Here is a 16,249-nt window from a genome sequence, read left to right as displayed (position 1 = left end):
GTCTAAATTGAAAACTTAGACCAGTATTGGGGTAGCTTGCTTAGTGACTAAACCCCTTCTTTACCCCGATCAAAAATATCCCAAGCACGGCTAAAAAGCTCGCGATCTTAGGCAGGTAATCGCCATACTCCACGTAAAAAGTAATATCTGAATTTAGATTGATATCCTGCTTTAATGCGGTACGTACCCACCATTTGCTTTGCTGCACAATATCGCCACGCTGGTTAATGAATGCCGAAATACCTGTATTAGCCGAGCGACAAACCCAGCGACGGGTTTCAATGGCGCGGAGCTTGGCGTAATCCAAATGTTGGTCTTTACCCGAGGTGTTTTCCCACCAGCCATCGTTGGTGATAATGGCGATGAATTGCGCGCCCTGCTTTACGTATTTAGATACCCATTCGCCCCAGATAGATTCATAGCAGATTACTGGTGCAGCGCCTATCCCACTTTGCGAGTACAGTACGGTTGGTTCCGTTTGGATGCCATAAGCGCCCGTTGCACCCCCCAAATGTTCAAAGGCAGGTTTCAGGAATGATAAAGTATTGCCAAAGGGCAATGATTCTGCCCCGGGCACTAACCTCGATTTATGATAGAACTGTACTTTAGATGAGTTTTCGATATTGATGGCCGTACTAAACCGGTCATAAAATACCCCCGGCTGACCTGGCATTTCGCTTGCCGTATTTGTAGCGCGTTTGTTGTAGAATTTATGTGTTTCGCCACCTGTTAAAACGTTAGCGTTTTTAAAACGGGTTAAAAACTTCCTTACTTGAAGGTAGCTGGCTTCGGTATAAATATGATCCTCGTCCATGTCCTGCGAAAGGGCGGTTTCGGGCCAGATAAAGTATTCGGTATTGCGTTGGCCAATAGAATCTGAAAGATGTGTAAGCGCTTCTATTTGCGTTTGAATAGGGATGATGCCCTCTTTCTCATAAGGATCAATATTGGGTTGAGCCACTACAATATTTGATGGATTGATCTGTTCCTTGTAGCTATAATATTTAAAAAGCGACAGGCCTAAAGGCAGTATTAAAACTAAAGTAATGCTGATAATAAGCTTTTTCTGGGTGTGCTTAGCCTGTTTCTCACGTAAGCCAACATAAAGTAAAAACAGCAGGATGTTTATTGCCCATACCCAGATGGTGCCACCATAAACGCCGGTGTATTCATACCACTGGACCCATTTATGCGAAGTGGCAAAGCCGTTACCAAGCGTCATCCATGGGAAGTTAAGGTCCCAGCTTTGGTGCAGGTATTCGTAGCCTATCCAAAAACAAACCAGCGCGATAAGTGAAAGCGTACGGCCGGCTATCAGCCTTGCCCTGTAATACAACCAGCAAGCCGTAGCCATTAACAAGGGCCCAAGCGCGTAAGGTATTAAAGTAATAGGTATTGCAACAATAGGCCCAATAATTTTTAATGAGTTATACACCCAATAGATACAAAGCGTATTCCAGATGAAAAACCCTATGAATGTGGTATTAAAGATCTTTTTGCCTTTCCCGTTAGCATCAGATTGAATAATGTTTTCCATCGCCAGCAGCATCGGAACTAAGCCCACAAATAAAAAAAACGTGGTGTACTGTGTAGGCGGCCAGGCAACCCAAAGCAGCAGTCCGGAGAATATAGAGAGTAATAGGTTTTTTTTCATTTGGTTTTATTAAACTAACGTCATTGCTTCGCGCCTCGTAATGACGTGTGGGGAAGTGGACTGAGGCTAATCCTCCTCCTCTTCCTCAGCATATTTCTTTTTCTTTTTATCCTCGGCGGGCGCGGCACCGGCAACGCACATTACAAACTCGCCTTTAAGCGGGTGGGTTTCAAAATATGCTTTTACCTCGGTTACTGTACCCCTTACAGTTTCTTCGAACATTTTTGTCAGCTCGCGCGATACGGACAGCTGGCGGTCGGCACCGAAAAAGGTGGCCATTTCGTCGAGCGTTTTTAATAAACGGTGCGGCGACTCGTAAAGTATAATGGTGCGCTCTTCTGTCGCCAGGAATTTATAGCGGGTTTGGCGGCCTTTCTTCAACGGTAAAAACCCCTCAAAGCAAAACTTATCGGTAGGGAAACCAGAATTAACCAGTGCAGGCACAAAAGCCGTTGCACCGGGCAGGCACTCTACAGCTATGTTGAACTTCAAAGCCTCGCGCACCAGGAAAAACCCCGGATCGGATATAGCAGGCGTACCTGCGTCAGAGATCAGCGCGATGTTTTGGCCCATCAGCAGGAATTTGATGATCTCGTTGCTGGCTTGACGCTCGTTATGCTGATGATGCGCGAATACCTTGTTCTGGATGTCGAAGTGCTTTAGCATAGGCGCGGAGGTACGCGTGTCCTCGGCCAGTATTAGGTCGGCCTCCTTCAAAATGCGGATAGCCCTAAAGGTCATATCCTCCAGGTTGCCAATGGGTGTGGGTACTAAATATAGTTTGCCGGTGGGTGTTGGGTTCATAGTTGATGGTTGATAGTTGATGGTCAAAAGTGTAATTCGGCTATGAACCATGAACCACAAACCATCAACTAATTTATATCTTTGCCTTTTAAAATAAAATCAATGCTGCAAGTTAGTTATATCCGCGATAACAGGGAACAGGTTTTAGAACGTTTGGCTGTAAAAAATTTTAAACAGCCCGAATTGGTAGATAGGATCCTTGAACTGGATAGCGAACGTTCGATTGCGCAACGCGGTGGAGAAGAAGAAAAAGCAAGGGCCAATGCATCTGCCAAACAAATTGGCGAACTAATGCGTGCCGGTAAAAAGGAAGAGGCAGAAGTGCTAAAATCTCAAACCGGCAATTCAAAAGAGAGTATTAAAAAGTTTGATGAAGAATTAGCAAAAGCAGAAAAAGAGCTTTATGACGCGCTTGTGCAGTTACCCAACCTGCCGCACTCATCAGTACCCAAAGGGTTAACGCCCGAAGAGAACGAAGTAGTACTGGAGAATGGTAGCATCCCGGAATTGCCCGCCAATGCCTTGCCGCACTGGGAGCTTGCCGCGAAATATAATCTGATAGATTTTGAACTGGGTGTTAAAATAACCGGTGCCGGTTTCCCTGTGTATAAAAACAAAGGTGCCAAACTGCAGCGCGCGCTCATCAACTTTTTTATTGACGAAGCCGAAAAAGCAGGTTATAGCGAAGTAAGTGTGCCATTAATGGTGAACGCGGCTTCGGGCTTTGGTACAAGCCAATTGCCGGATAAGGAAGGACAGATGTATCATGTAGGTGTGGACGATCTATACCTGATCCCTACTGCCGAAGTGCCTATCACCAATATGTACCGCGATGTGATCTTGAAAGGCGATGAACTGCCTGTTAAAAATTGTGGACATACGCCCTGTTTCCGCCGCGAGGCAGGTTCTTACGGCGCACACGTACGTGGCCTAAACCGCCTGCACCAGTTTGATAAGGTAGAAATAGTACAGGTGGTACACCCCGATAATTCGTACGAGGTATTGGAAGATATGAGCGCACATGTACAGGGCCTGTTACAAAAACTTGGCTTGCCATATCGTGTATTGCGCCTTTGCGGCGGCGATATGGGTTTCGGCAGCGCCCTAACCTATGATATGGAAACCTGGAGCGCCGCGCAGCAACGCTGGTTAGAGGTATCATCTGTATCAAATTTCGAAACCTTCCAAAGCAACCGCTTAAAATTACGTTTCCGTAATGCCGAGGGTAAAACTCAACTGGCCCATACACTTAATGGTAGCGCTTTAGCTTTACCACGTATAGTGGCTACGTTGTTAGAGAATAACCAAACGGAGAAAGGTATTAAAATACCTGAGGCGCTTGTGCCTTATACGAAGTTTGAGTGGATAGATTAAAAAGAGTTTGATCTCCCCCTATGAAAAAAATTAAAGGCTCACTTTCTTTACAAACTTGTTACCTGTCTTGAATACTTTAATACCAAGATATATAATTAACGATGGCACAATGAAAGTTCCGATTATATAGCCAATATTGTAGAAAAAATCCCCGTTTTTGTCGCGTTGAAGAAGCACCGTGATGAACGCTACTACTGCTACTATCCATAAAACTATCGCAGCTAAATAGAGTAACATTGCATAAATTTTATTCATTACAAAAGGTTTAGAATGCTAATATAGTGAAAGGAGCCCGCTTTACTTGCGCTCGTCTATGATGAGTGCTTAAAATGGTTTAGCTCTGTGACGCGACTTCAGGTTTGTTTACATAATCCAAAAAGACTGTTAAATGATCTTTGTTAAAATACGTTAACACTTGATTTACAAGTATTAATATGTGTTCACGGCAGTGAACGTGAACGCTTTTTATCAATATTTATCCGAAAAAAGAAAATTTTGTTCAAGTCGTTTATGAGCGAATAAAAGCCGTCAAAAGCCGTTAATCCCGCAAGTTAAGCACTCGTCAAAGACGAGCGCAGTGTGTTCCTTACATCCCCTTCTGTATCGCCTCATAAACTGCATCCTGTATCCTTGGGCGAATGTTTAGGCTGCCCAGTTTGTTGCCCACATTTGGATGCACGCGGTTTGAAAGGAACACATACACCAACCCATATTTAGGATCTACCCAAACGCAGGTGCCGGTGAAACCGGTGTGGCCATATGCCTGGTCTGATGCTAATTTAGATGGGTAATTTCTGTCGGCTATCGGGTCCCAGCGGTCAAAACCCAAACCACGGCGACTAACTGCCGATTGTTTGGATGTCCAAAGGTCTACCGTTGCGGCTTTAACATATTGTACGCCGCCATAGGTGCCGCGGTTAAGCATCATTTGGTACATGATAGCAACATCATTAGCGCCTGCAAATACGCCCGCATGGCCTGCAACGCCACCCATCAGGGCGGCGGTTGGGTCGTGCACGTAGCCATCAATTAATGTTTTGCGGTCTTTTCTATCGTCCTCGGTTGGGGGGATCCGGTTGGCCGGGAAACGGTACAGCGGCAAGAAGCCTGCAGTTTGCATCCCCAACGGGTTATAAAATTTATCCTGCACATATTTATTTAGTGGGATAGCTGTGATTGCTTCCTCAATTTGCTGCATAAATATCATACCCACATCACTGTACACATATTGCCCACGGGTTTTCACCAGCGAACGCAGCGCTGCAGGCAGCATCACTTCATCAAAGTATCCTTTACTAACATAATAGTTATCACTCACCTTAACAGGGAACGCCGCGGACGAATCGGTACTATGATCGGCCGGTTTAATCATCTCGAAGGTGGAAATATCCGGGATCAACCCTGCCTGGTGTTCCAGTATTTCACGAACGGCCAAAGTCTTTTTGTTGCTGTTGCGAGATATGGCTAAGTAAGTTCCCAGGGTCGAATCCAGGTTCAATTTGCCCTGATCATAAAGCTGCATGGCCTCCATTGTGGTAGCCGAGATCTTGGTCATGGACGCGATGTCGAAGATGTCGGTTATCCTGTCGGGGATGCTGTTGTCATAGGTGTGGTAACCGTATGCTTTGTTGAAAATTACCTTGCCATCTTTAGCAACCAGTACCACGCAACCTGGTGTAGCCCTGTTGCTGATCGCTTCCTGCGCAATGGCATCAATTTCTTTCAGGTTGTCGGCGTTAATGCCGGCGTCTTCGGGCACCGTGTATTGCAAACGGGTTTTGGAGGTTAGGTATCCTGTATTGGTAGCGTACTTTGGCGAGTACGTTTTAGTTAGCTTTTGCGTAATAGCCACCCCGCCAAAAATGACTTGCGCGCTGTAAAACGCCGCTATCTGCGATTTTTTGGTCGACCAGATAATGGGCGATGTTACATCGTTCAACTTAGTAAGTGATGAGTTAGTACCTAACAACGACACCACCACATTCTTCATCTTTTGATTATTGTTGATGAAAGCGATGATAGCCGGGTTGCCCGCTTCGGCATCAGTTAACTGAACGATAAGCATGTTGTAGAACTTGGTATCCTGCACCAGCATATCAAGCGTTTTAACGCTCATGTAATCGTTACCGTTAAAGGCATCAACCTTGGTGTACTTGTTAAGCAGGCTATCAAAAGATGTACTGTTAACCGACGAGAAATGGATGCTGGCTATCTTGTTATTGTCCAGGTTTTGCAGGGGGATAAGTTGCTTTTCGTTATTCAGTAAAACCGTGGCTTGCTCAACCGACAGCTGCTCTTTTACATAAGCCTTACCCGTTAATGGCGGGTTTTGCGCACATGCCGAATTGAAAAGCGCGAACCCGGATAGCAGCAGGAGATACATACGCTGCTTATTTTTTCTCATAAACCTTAACACCATTTATATACGTTTTTAAAACTTTAACATTTGGCAAATTACTGCCCTTGGTTTTCATTATATCCTGGTCAAGTATTACAAAGTCGGCGTATTTGCCAACTTCAATGCTGCCTTTTTCTTTTTCCTCAAAGTTGGCTTTTGCCGCCCACATGGTCATGCCGCGCAGGGCTTCTATACGGCTAAGCGCATTATCCATCTGGAAACCACCAGCGGGCTGGCCTTGTAAATTTTTGCGCTCGGTAGCAGCATAAAACGTGTACATGGGGTTTATATTCTCTACCGGGAAATCAGTCCCCAGCGGGATCCATCCGTTCTGTTTCATCAGGCTTTTGTAAGCGTAACCGGTTTTTAATCGGTCGGCACCAAGGCGTTTTACTGCCCAGGCCATATCAGATGTAGCGTGTGTTGGTTGTACCGATGGGATGATATTATTAGCGCCGAACATTTTGATATCATCCGGAGATACGATCTGCGCGTGCTCTATCCTCCATCGTTTATTATTTTTACCTTTCAGGTTCTCGGCATAAATTTTCAGGATCACCCGGTTAGCGCTATCGCCAATAGCATGCGTACACATCTGAAAACCCTTGGCCGCTATCTTTTTGGCGACCTCTTCAAAATGCGCTTTGCTGCTTAATAAAAAACCATTCCAGTTCTTTTGGTCGGCATAAGGGTGCAGCAAACATGCACCGCGCGAGCCTAAAGCACCATCGGCATAAACCTTAAACGAGCGCACGTTTAGGCCGGGTGTTTTGTAGGCACCGCGTTTAAACAGGTATTCATAATTCGCGGGCTGGTCGGCCAGCATTACGTACATGCGCATTTTAAGGTCGCCTTTGTGTTGTAATGCCGCTATGGTACTTATCATGGTGTAAGGCAGGCCGCAATCATCAACCGTGGTTAAACCAACCGCGAAGCAATTACGTTGTGCATCAAGCAAGGCGGCTTGTGTAAGTTGTTCGGTAGGCTCGGGAATCTTGCGTGTAACAATACCAACGGCATTATCTACCAGTATACCGGTAAGTTTACCGTTAATGGTTTCTACCTCGCCACCGATGATCTTTTGGCCCGGTTTTACACCTGCAATGTTCAGGGCCGCCTGGTTGGCAATGGCGGCGTGGCCGTCAATACGATTAAGGATCACCGGGCGTACCGGGAAAAGGGAATCGAGCTTCGCTTTGTTGGGGAATGCTTTATTATCCCAAATGTTTTGGTCCCAGCCGCCACCTATTATCCAGCCATCGGTTTTATGGCTTGCATATTTATTTACGGTATCAACTATGGCTGTCCAGCTTTTTAGGCCAACCAGGTTTACGTTTTGCAGGCCTAAGCCATATTCATAAAAGTGGGCGTGGGCATCAATAAAGCCGGGGTAAACGGCTTTGCCGCCGGCATCTATTACTTCGCGGGCTAAGTATTTTTTTTCGAGGGTGCCAATATCGCCAACGGCGGTTATCTTACCACTGCTTACCACAAAGGCATTCGCGGTGCTAAAGGTACTGTCAACCGTATATACGAGGGCGTTTTTTACGATCAGATCGGCATTATATTCTTTTTGCTTGCATGCCGCGGCAAGCAAAAGCAGCACGGGCCAGAGTTTCTTCATGTTAATAAACAGGTAGATGTAAATAATAATAACGTAAATACTATATACAAGTATGTAAAGGTAAAGTTATGCAATCAAATAATTAATTTAGCACCTGAAAAAGGGTGTATAATAAAAGCCTCACCCAAACCCCTCTCCAAAGGAGAGGGAATTACCTTTTTGACCCCTTTCCTTTGGAGAGGGCGGGGAGAGGCTAAACAGAGAAGGGAAATATTTTTAATGCCAGATATAATTCAGCTTTTACCGGATGCCGTTGCCAACCAGATTGCCGCGGGCGAAGTAGTACAACGCCCTGCATCCGCAGTAAAAGAATTAATAGAGAATGCGATAGATGCAGGTGCCGATAAAATTCAACTGATATTAAAGGACGCCGGGAAATCACTGATACAGGTTATTGACAATGGCTGCGGTATGAGCCTTACCGACGCGCGCATGTGTTTTGAACGCCACGCCACATCAAAGATCCGCAAGGCCGAAGACCTTTTTGCGATCCGTACCATGGGTTTCAGGGGCGAGGCTATGGCTTCGATAGCCGCTATTGCCCAGGTGGAGTTAAAAACCCGCCGCCACGAAGATGAATTGGGTACCTGCATCCAGATAGAAGGATCGGAAGTGATGAACCAGGAGGCTTGTTCGGCCAACTTTGGTACATCTATATCCATCAAAAACCTTTTTTATAACACGCCCGCCCGCCGTAACTTTTTAAAAAGTAACCCGGTAGAAATGCGCCACATTATCGACGAGTTTCAGCGCGTGGCGTTGGCTAATCCGCAAGTGTTTTTAACCATGCACCACGATGGGCAGGAGGTTTACCACCTGCCTGCATCTGCTATGAAACAGCGCATTGTGCACCTGTTTGGTAATAACTATAACCAAAGGTTAGTGCCTGTTGAAGAGGAAACTACCATCATAAACTTACGGGGTTTTGTGGGCAAGCCCGAATTTGCGCGTAAAACCCGCGGCGAGCAATTCTTTTTTGTGAACAACCGTTTCATTAAAGATGCTTACCTAAACCACGCGGTGCTAACGGCTTTCCAGGAGTTGCTGCCCGATGAAACTTTCCCGCTGTATGTGCTATTTATTGATATCGACCCGGCCAAGATCGATATCAACGTGCACCCTACAAAAACCGAGATCAAATACCAGGACGAGAAATCCATCTACGCCATCATCCGCTCGGCGGTAAAGCGCTCGTTGGGTAAGTATAATATTACACCCACGTTAGATTTTGACCAGGAGAACAGCATCGGCCACCTCATCACCCCAACACCTTTTGAGGAAATTAAACAGCCGACCATCGCTTTTAATCCGGACTTTAACCCCTTCGCTTCCGAAAAAAGAACGAGCGAGCGGGAGATCCCTTTTCTGCGCGATAACAAGAATCATCATACGGCCATCCCGCGTAATTGGGATACGTTATATGAGATAAGTAAGAAAGAAGAAACCCTGCAGCACGAGATGCACGAGGAAACAAGTATCCCCGTGAATGAACAGGCGATCAGCAAAAGCAGCGAGAAGCAGTTCTTTCAGGTGCACAACCGGTTTATCCTGTCGCAGATAAAATCGGGCTTCATGCTTATTAATCAGCAGGCGGCCCATGAACGGATCTTGTACGAGCGCTTTTTACAGCAATTGCAGAACCACAGCGGGGTTAGTCAGCAGAGTTTATTTCCGCAATCCGTCACACTAAACAGCAGCGATTTTGAGTTATTGAAAGAACTATTACCTGATATCCGCGCGCTTGGTTTTGACATTCGTGAGTTTGGCCGTAACACCGTTGTGGTAGAGGGCATCCCGGCAGATATTACCAACGCCAGCGAGAACGAATTGCTGGAGCAATTGCTGGAAGGGTTTAAAAACAACCTGGCGATATTAAAGTTAGATAAGCGCGACAACCTGGCACGTTCGCTGGCACGTAACGCCGCGTTAAAAGCAGGGGTAAAGCTAAGTATGGAAGAAATGAACCAATTGGTTGACCAGCTTTTTGCCTGCCAAATGCCAAACCTTGCGCTAAATGGCAAGCCTGTAATTAGTACCTTTACGCTGAACGAATTAGCAGAACGATTTGAAAAGTAAGAAAACGATGCACAATTTATTGTAGAGACGCGATACTTAGCGCCTCCTGCTTAAACCATATATATAATTACACGTACACAATATGCAATCACCATTTGCCAATATGCCGCCGGTTACAAAAAACCTGCTTGTTATAAATATCCTGTTCTTTATTGCCACGTATGCCTTAGCAAAAGTGATAGACCTTAACGCACTGTTCGCGGCATACTACCCACTATCGCCGGCGTTTAGGCCATGGCAAATAATTACCTACATGTTTATGCATGGGGGCTTAACGCACATTTTGTTTAACATGTTTGCGCTATACTCTTTTGGGCCGATGTTAGAATATACCCTGGGTTCAAAAAAGTTTTTTAACTACTATTTCATCACCGGTATTGGTGCTTACGTTTTGTACATGGTTGTGCAGGCAGTACAAATTCACACTTTAACAGGTTCATTTAGTATCCCTCACCCCGAGATAGAAGCGTCATACTTTAATTATGGCGGACCCGAAAACGCGCAAAAATTATACGGGTTTATGAACTTCCCGATGCTGGGTGCATCAGGCGCTATATTTGGGATATTGGTAGGGTTTGCTATGCTGTTCCCCAACCTGGAAATGATGATCATGTTTATCCCTGTGCCTATCAAGGCAAAATACGTAGTAATAGGTTATATTGCTATCGAATTGTTTACCGGGATCGGCCGTTTTGCAGGTGATAACGTAGCCCATTTTGCCCACTTAGGCGGCGCGCTATTCGGTTTCCTGCTCATAAAACTTTGGGGAATAAAGCGGCCTAACAATTTTTACTAACAGCTGTTTAAATAGCATATAAATAAATATACTATGAGCACCATTTGGAAAGACTTCCAATACAAAATGCTAAAATCGGATAGCAGGATAACGCTATTGATAGGCATTAATATTGTTGTTTTTTTATTGGCTAATATCCCCTTTACAAGTATTTTAACGAATAAGTACTTACTGCTCTTTCCTAATTTGCCTGAGTTGCTCAGACATTTTTGGACGCCATTGAGTTATATGTTCATGAACGAAGGGTTCTTCCCAACGCTGTTTAATATGCTTTGGCTGTATTGGATGGGGAGGGTATTTGAGGAATACTTAAATCATAAGCGCCTCATGGGTTTATATATTATTGGCGGATTGGTGGGGGCTACACTATACATCGCTACTTATAATATTTTAAACGCGTTTAACATAACCTTACCTGCAATTGGTATTACAGGCGCATCAGTAAGTATTATGAGTATTATGGTGGCAACGGCAACTTTATTGCCTAATTATGAATTGCAATTAATAATTATCGGCCGTGTCAAGTTAAAATGGGTTTGTATAGTATATGTGGCGCTTGCCTTAATTGGTGCCAGGAATAACCCGGGTACACAAATAGCACAGGTTGGCGGGGCTTTAATAGGCTTCATTTTTATTAAGCAATTAAACAGTGGGTACGATTGGATAAAAAGCATTAATAGCTTATTTATGCCTAAGCCAAAAATGAAGGTAGTAAGCTACAGAGAGCCGCAACGTAAAGTATCAACAGCACCCCAAGAGGAGGATATAGATCGCATCCTCGATAAAATAACAGCTACCGGGTACAAGAGCCTAACTAAATTGGAGAAAGAAACCCTCGATAATTTGAGCAAGTAAAAATAATGAAGGCTAAAAGCAAAAATTTACCCTTTATTGATAGCGTATTCCTTTGGATAAACTATGCATTGTGTGCCTCGCTGCTTTTAGGTTACCTGGCGCCGTATGTAGACCCACGCACCTTTTGGCCCATCGCGTTCTTTGGCCTTGCTTACCCGCCTTTGCTTTTAGCAAATGTAATTATCATAGTTTACTGGCTCTTTCGCAGGAGCTGGTTTATTGGCTTGTCGTTAATTACCATCTTAATTGGCTGGAACGTGCTGAACAATAACATTGGCATCCGCTTGCCGGCCGGTGCAAGCCAGTCGGCACCCAAAAAGCAACTAAGGTTGATGACCTACAACGTGCACGATTTTAAACGGTACGGCGCAAAAAACGAGAGCTCTACCCGGCACGAGATCCTGGACCTGATAGGGCAGGAGCAGCCGGATGTTATAGGCATACAGGAATTTTTTACCCGTAAAAAAGGGCAATACGCTATGATAGACTCTGTCAAGAAAGTAATGCGTGCCGGTAATTATTATTTTGAGCCCACCATGATTAGCGCCGGCGAATCTGTGGGAATGGCCATTTTTTCTAAATATCCCATCAAATCATACGGATTGGTGCAGCTGGCAGCAAAGGGTAGCGGCAACCAATGTGTATATGTTGATGTGGAGAAAGATAGCAGTATGGTGAGGATCTACAGCGTGCATTTGCAATCGATAGCGTTTGAACCGCAGGATTATAAATACCTGGGCAATTTATCCTCAAAAGGGAAAGCCGATATTGGCGCTACCAAACGGGTGGGTTGGAAACTGAAGACTGCTTTCCAGAAACGTGCCGAGCAGGTATTTGTGATTAAAGATCACGCTAAAAAATGCCCTTATCCGTATGTTATCTCCGGCGATTTTAACGATACACCATCATCCTTCGCGGTTAACCAAATGGCGAAAGGTTTAAAAAATGCTTTCAGAGAGAGGGGAGCGGGTTTGGGACGTACGTATAACGGCGCTTTCCCAAATTACCAGATAGATTATGTGATGGCGAGCCCCCAATTTGATGTAATGGAGTACAAGATCATCGAAAAAAAATTGTCAGACCATTATCCTTTAAGCACATTGCTGGTATTAAAATAACATCTTCAAAATTAAACTCCACGCCTAAAATTGTAAGTTTGCGCTTATGGAACAAAAATTATTTGTTTACAATACTTTAACACGTAAAAAAGAAGAATTTAAGCCGCTGAACGAGGGCCATGTTGGCATGTACGTTTGTGGCCCTACTGTATATAGCGATGTGCATATAGGCAACTGCCGCACTTTTATTTCGTTCGACCTTATTTACAGGTACCTGCTTCACCTTGGGTACAAAGTGCGCTACGTACGTAATATTACCGATGCCGGCCACCTGGAGGGCGATAGCGACGAGGGTGAAGACAAAGTATCTAAAAAAGCAAAAATAGCCCAGCTGGAGCCAATGGAAATTGTACAGAAATACACTGTAGATTTTCATAAGGTGATGGAAACATTTAACGCCCTGCCGCCAAGCATCGAGCCTACGGCAACCGGCCATATTATTGAGCAGATTGAACTGGTAAAAAGCATCCTGGAAAAAGGGTACGCTTATGAAGTTGATGGTTCTGTTTATTTTGATGTAGAAAAGTACAACCAAAGCCAGGACTACGGCATCCTAAACGGCCGTAAACTGGAGGATATGCTGAACAATACCCGCAGCCTTGGCGGGCAAACCGAAAAACACGGCAAGCTTGATTTTGCCCTGTGGATAAAAGCGAAGCCCGAACATTTAATGCAATGGCCGTCGCCATGGGGACTGGGTTTCCCGGGCTGGCACCTGGAGTGCTCGGCCATGAGTAATAAATACCTGGGCCACCAGTTTGACATCCACGGTGGCGGTATCGATCTGATGCCTACCCACCATACTAACGAGATAGCGCAGAACGTGGCTTGCTGCGGTAAAAACCCGGCATCGTACTGGTTGCATACCAATATGCTAACCATGAACGGGCAAAAGATGTCAAAATCTTTAGGGAACAGTTTTTTACCGCATGAGCTATTTGCCGGTGGCCACCCTTTGTTAAAAAAAGGCTACAGCCCTATGACGGTGAGGTTCTTTTTTATGCAGGCCAGCTACCGCAGCACGGTCGATTTTTCTAACGAGGCGATTGAGGCGGCCGAGATCTTTTACAAGAAGCTTGCAGAGAGCGCCAAGAAGTTAGTTACGTTGCAGCAAAATGAGTTGACCACCATTGATGAAGAGACCAATAAAGCGATAAACGACATCTGCGATGATTGCTGCCACAGCATGAACGACAATTTTAATTCGCCAAAAACGTTAGATGCTCTGAATAATTTATCCAAGTGGATCAACTCGTACACGGCTAACACCCGTAACTCGGGAGAGATCTCGGTAGAAACTTTTGAACGGATGAAGAAAACATATAACGATTTCTTTTACGATGTTTTAGGTTTAAAGCAGGACGATAACGAGAACGCCGATACCGACGACCTGATGAACCTGGTTATTAAATTACGTAACGAAGCCAAAACGAATAAAGACTACGCCACATCTGACAAGATCCGCGAGGGACTTAAAAACATTGGTTTTCAACTGAATGACAATAAACAGGGCACAACCGATTGGGTAAGAATTTAAGCCTTATCCTGTTAAGAAACGTTAAAACAAGTACTACCATTAAAACAATTAGTCCCGTGCCGCCTTTATGTTATCAATTAAAATGATATTAAATTGCCCGGGCAAATCTATACTACGTAAACCATGAGAAGATCATTATTAGCTGCTATTATATTATCAGGATTTAGCCTTTCGGCGATGGCGCAAACCAAAGTTGAGGTTGCCTCAGTTGTGCGTGCCGAAGAAAGTTTTAATAAATTAGTAGAGCGTAAAGGTATTAAAGACGGATTTTTGGCAGTGGCCGATCCTGAAGGCATTGTGTTTAAACCAAACACAGTTAAAATAACCGACTTTTACAGTGGGATACAAAATCAACCCGGTAAACTTAGCTCGCAGCCAAAATTCGCGCGCTTATCAGCTAACGGGGATCTTGGCTTTACTGCCGGCCCGTACGTTTATCAGAATGGTAAAACAGATGATGATAAGGTTTATGGCGATTATGTGTCGATATGGCGATTAGATAATGCTGATAACAAATTTAAATTGCTTGTAAATTTAGGCATCCAGCACCCCGAGCCTGAGCAGGAAGTGATAACCGATTTTAAAGAGCCCGATCTTACCAAACAAAAGGCGGCAAGCAAAGATCCGTTTGCAGGCAAGAGCGTTTTAACAGCTACTGATAAAACACTTAACCACTCGTTAGAATTATCGGCAATGGCTGCTTATAAAGAATTTTTAAGCCCCGAAGCGCGTTACTATTTCCCCGGCTTTGAGCCGATGACCGGTACCGATAAGATCCTGAAATTTATTGATAATGAAGGCATCAGTATATCTGCCGAAACGGTTAACGTTGGCCGGTCTACCAGTAACGATCTGGCTTATACCTATGGCACAGCCCGTATCAGGAAAGGTAATATTGTAAACAACTACAACTATGTGCGCATCTGGGAAATTGATGCCAACCACAGGTGGAACATGCTGCTGGAAATATTCTCTACCGTAGAAAACTAAGTTCGATTTCGGATAAGTTTGCGTCCCGATTTAGAATTTCGCGTTTCGCTTTCAGAATCTAAAATAACTGCGCTATAATATCGTTGGCTGTAAGGCCTTCGGCTTCGGCGTGGTAACTGCGCACTATGCGGTGGCTAAGTATGGGCTTGGCCACTGCCTGCACATCCTCAATGTCTGGCGAGTACTTACCATTAAGCACAGCATGGCATTTAGCCCCCAGAATCAAAAATTGTGATGCGCGCGGGCCTGCGCCCCAGTTTAATAAACGTTTCACCTGCGGGCTTGCAAACTCGCCGTTAGGGCGTGTTTTACCAACAAGCTTAACTGCATACTCCAAAACATTATCGCTCACCGGGATATTTCTCACCAACTGCTGGAAATAAATGATCTGCTCGGCATTTAACTTTTTGTTTACGGTTACGATAGCCGTGCTGGTGGTGTTTTTTACAACCTGCAGTTCCTCTTTAAAAGTAGGGTAATCTAAAGCAACGTTAAACATAAAGCGGTCTAACTGTGCTTCGGGCAGTGGGTAGGTGCCTTCCTGCTCAATAGGGTTTTGTGTAGCCAATACAAAAAATGGCTTTGCAAGGGTGTGGGTAACGCCCGCCGCAGTAACCGATTTTTCCTGCATGGCCTCTAATAAAGCGGCCTGCGTTTTTGGCGGTGTGCGGTTTATCTCATCAGCCAGGATGATATTAGAGAACACCGGGCCTTTTATAAATTTAAAATTCCTGTCCTCGCCCAAAATTTCTGAACCAATAATGTCAGATGGCATGAGGTCGGGCGTGAATTGGATGCGCTTAAAGTCGAGGTCTAAAACCTGGGCCACGGTTTGCACCAATAGCGTTTTAGCAAGGCCGGGCACACCAACAAGCAGGCAATGCCCGTTGCTGAAGATGGAGATAAGCACAAACTTAATTACTTCATCCTGGCCAACTATAACCTTGCCTATTTCGGCACGAATATCCTGATAGGCAATCTTTAAAGCATCGGCAGCCTCAACATCAGAGCGGTATGGCATAC

The 16,249-nt window shown here is 44.8% G+C and carries 12 protein-coding genes; 7 read left to right on the top strand and 5 right to left on the bottom strand.

Annotated features, from left to right (window positions below):
- Positions 1 to 40: 40 nt before the first annotated feature.
- Both lnt and rsmI read right to left on the bottom strand, forming a co-directional pair.
- Positions 41 to 1,654: an apolipoprotein N-acyltransferase gene (gene lnt / locus RHM67_RS19940; protein ID WP_322229115.1), complete on the bottom strand. Its 1,614-nt coding sequence runs from the start codon at positions 1,652 to 1,654 to the stop codon at positions 41 to 43.
- A 66-nt stretch (positions 1,655 to 1,720) separates the two neighbouring features.
- Positions 1,721 to 2,458 carry a 16S rRNA (cytidine(1402)-2'-O)-methyltransferase gene (gene rsmI / locus RHM67_RS19935; RefSeq protein WP_322229113.1) on the bottom strand — a complete coding sequence of 246 codons (738 nt, stop codon included), beginning with the start codon at positions 2,456 to 2,458 and terminating at the stop codon, positions 1,721 to 1,723.
- Positions 2,459 to 2,560: 102 nt separating this feature from the next.
- Here rsmI and serS point away from each other — a divergent pair, with 102 nt between their 5' ends.
- On the top strand, positions 2,561 to 3,832 hold the full coding sequence (serS, locus tag RHM67_RS19930) for a serine--tRNA ligase (protein WP_322229111.1): 1,272 nt from the start codon (positions 2,561 to 2,563) through the stop codon (positions 3,830 to 3,832).
- A 586-nt stretch (positions 3,833 to 4,418) separates the two neighbouring features.
- Here serS and RHM67_RS19925 read toward each other — a convergent pair.
- Both RHM67_RS19925 and RHM67_RS19920 read right to left on the bottom strand, forming a co-directional pair.
- Positions 4,419 to 6,236, bottom strand: a complete 1,818-nt coding sequence (locus RHM67_RS19925; protein WP_322229110.1) for a serine hydrolase domain-containing protein — start codon at positions 6,234 to 6,236, stop codon at positions 4,419 to 4,421.
- Positions 6,223 to 7,854: an amidohydrolase gene (locus tag RHM67_RS19920; protein ID WP_322229108.1), complete on the bottom strand. Its 1,632-nt coding sequence runs from the start codon at positions 7,852 to 7,854 to the stop codon at positions 6,223 to 6,225. The genes RHM67_RS19925 and RHM67_RS19920 overlap by 14 nt, the downstream gene beginning before the upstream one ends.
- Before the next feature lie 219 nt (positions 7,855 to 8,073).
- On the opposite strand from RHM67_RS19920, the gene mutL reads away from it, so the two are divergent.
- The 6 genes from mutL to RHM67_RS19890 all read left to right on the top strand — a co-directional run bounded on the left by mutL (position 8,074) and on the right by RHM67_RS19890 (position 15,226).
- On the top strand, positions 8,074 to 9,930 hold the full coding sequence (mutL, locus tag RHM67_RS19915) for a DNA mismatch repair endonuclease MutL (RefSeq protein ID WP_322229106.1): 1,857 nt from the start codon (positions 8,074 to 8,076) through the stop codon (positions 9,928 to 9,930).
- Between the two features lie 82 nt (positions 9,931 to 10,012).
- On the top strand, positions 10,013 to 10,726 hold the full coding sequence (locus RHM67_RS19910) for a rhomboid family intramembrane serine protease (RefSeq protein ID WP_322229104.1): 714 nt from the start codon (positions 10,013 to 10,015) through the stop codon (positions 10,724 to 10,726).
- Positions 10,727 to 10,759: 33 nt separating this feature from the next.
- A complete protein-coding gene (locus RHM67_RS19905) occupies positions 10,760 to 11,581 on the top strand; it encodes a rhomboid family intramembrane serine protease (protein ID WP_322229102.1) in 822 nt (273 codons plus the stop codon).
- A gap of 5 nt (positions 11,582 to 11,586) precedes the next feature.
- Positions 11,587 to 12,699: an endonuclease/exonuclease/phosphatase family protein gene (locus RHM67_RS19900; RefSeq protein ID WP_322229101.1), complete on the top strand. Its 1,113-nt coding sequence runs from the start codon at positions 11,587 to 11,589 to the stop codon at positions 12,697 to 12,699.
- Between the two features lie 46 nt (positions 12,700 to 12,745).
- Positions 12,746 to 14,236 (top strand): cysteine--tRNA ligase, encoded by a 1,491-nt coding sequence (gene cysS / locus RHM67_RS19895; protein WP_322229100.1) that lies wholly within the window; start codon positions 12,746 to 12,748, stop codon positions 14,234 to 14,236.
- 123 nt (positions 14,237 to 14,359) lie between these two features.
- Positions 14,360 to 15,226, top strand: coding sequence for a nuclear transport factor 2 family protein (locus RHM67_RS19890; protein ID WP_322229099.1), 867 nt, complete (start codon positions 14,360 to 14,362; stop codon positions 15,224 to 15,226).
- Positions 15,227 to 15,284: 58 nt separating this feature from the next.
- On the opposite strand, the gene RHM67_RS19885 is transcribed toward RHM67_RS19890, so the two are convergent.
- Entirely contained in the window at positions 15,285 to 16,247 is a 963-nt protein-coding gene (locus tag RHM67_RS19885; protein WP_322229097.1) for a MoxR family ATPase, read from the bottom strand.
- Between the last annotated feature and the right edge of the window lie 2 nt (positions 16,248 to 16,249).

The organism is Mucilaginibacter sp. 5C4, from assembly GCF_034345625.1.
Taxonomy (GTDB): domain Bacteria; phylum Bacteroidota; class Bacteroidia; order Sphingobacteriales; family Sphingobacteriaceae; genus Mucilaginibacter; species Mucilaginibacter aurantiaciroseus.
The sequence above is the reverse complement of the archived record's forward strand: the minus strand, read 5'-3'. Positions and strand labels throughout refer to the sequence as shown.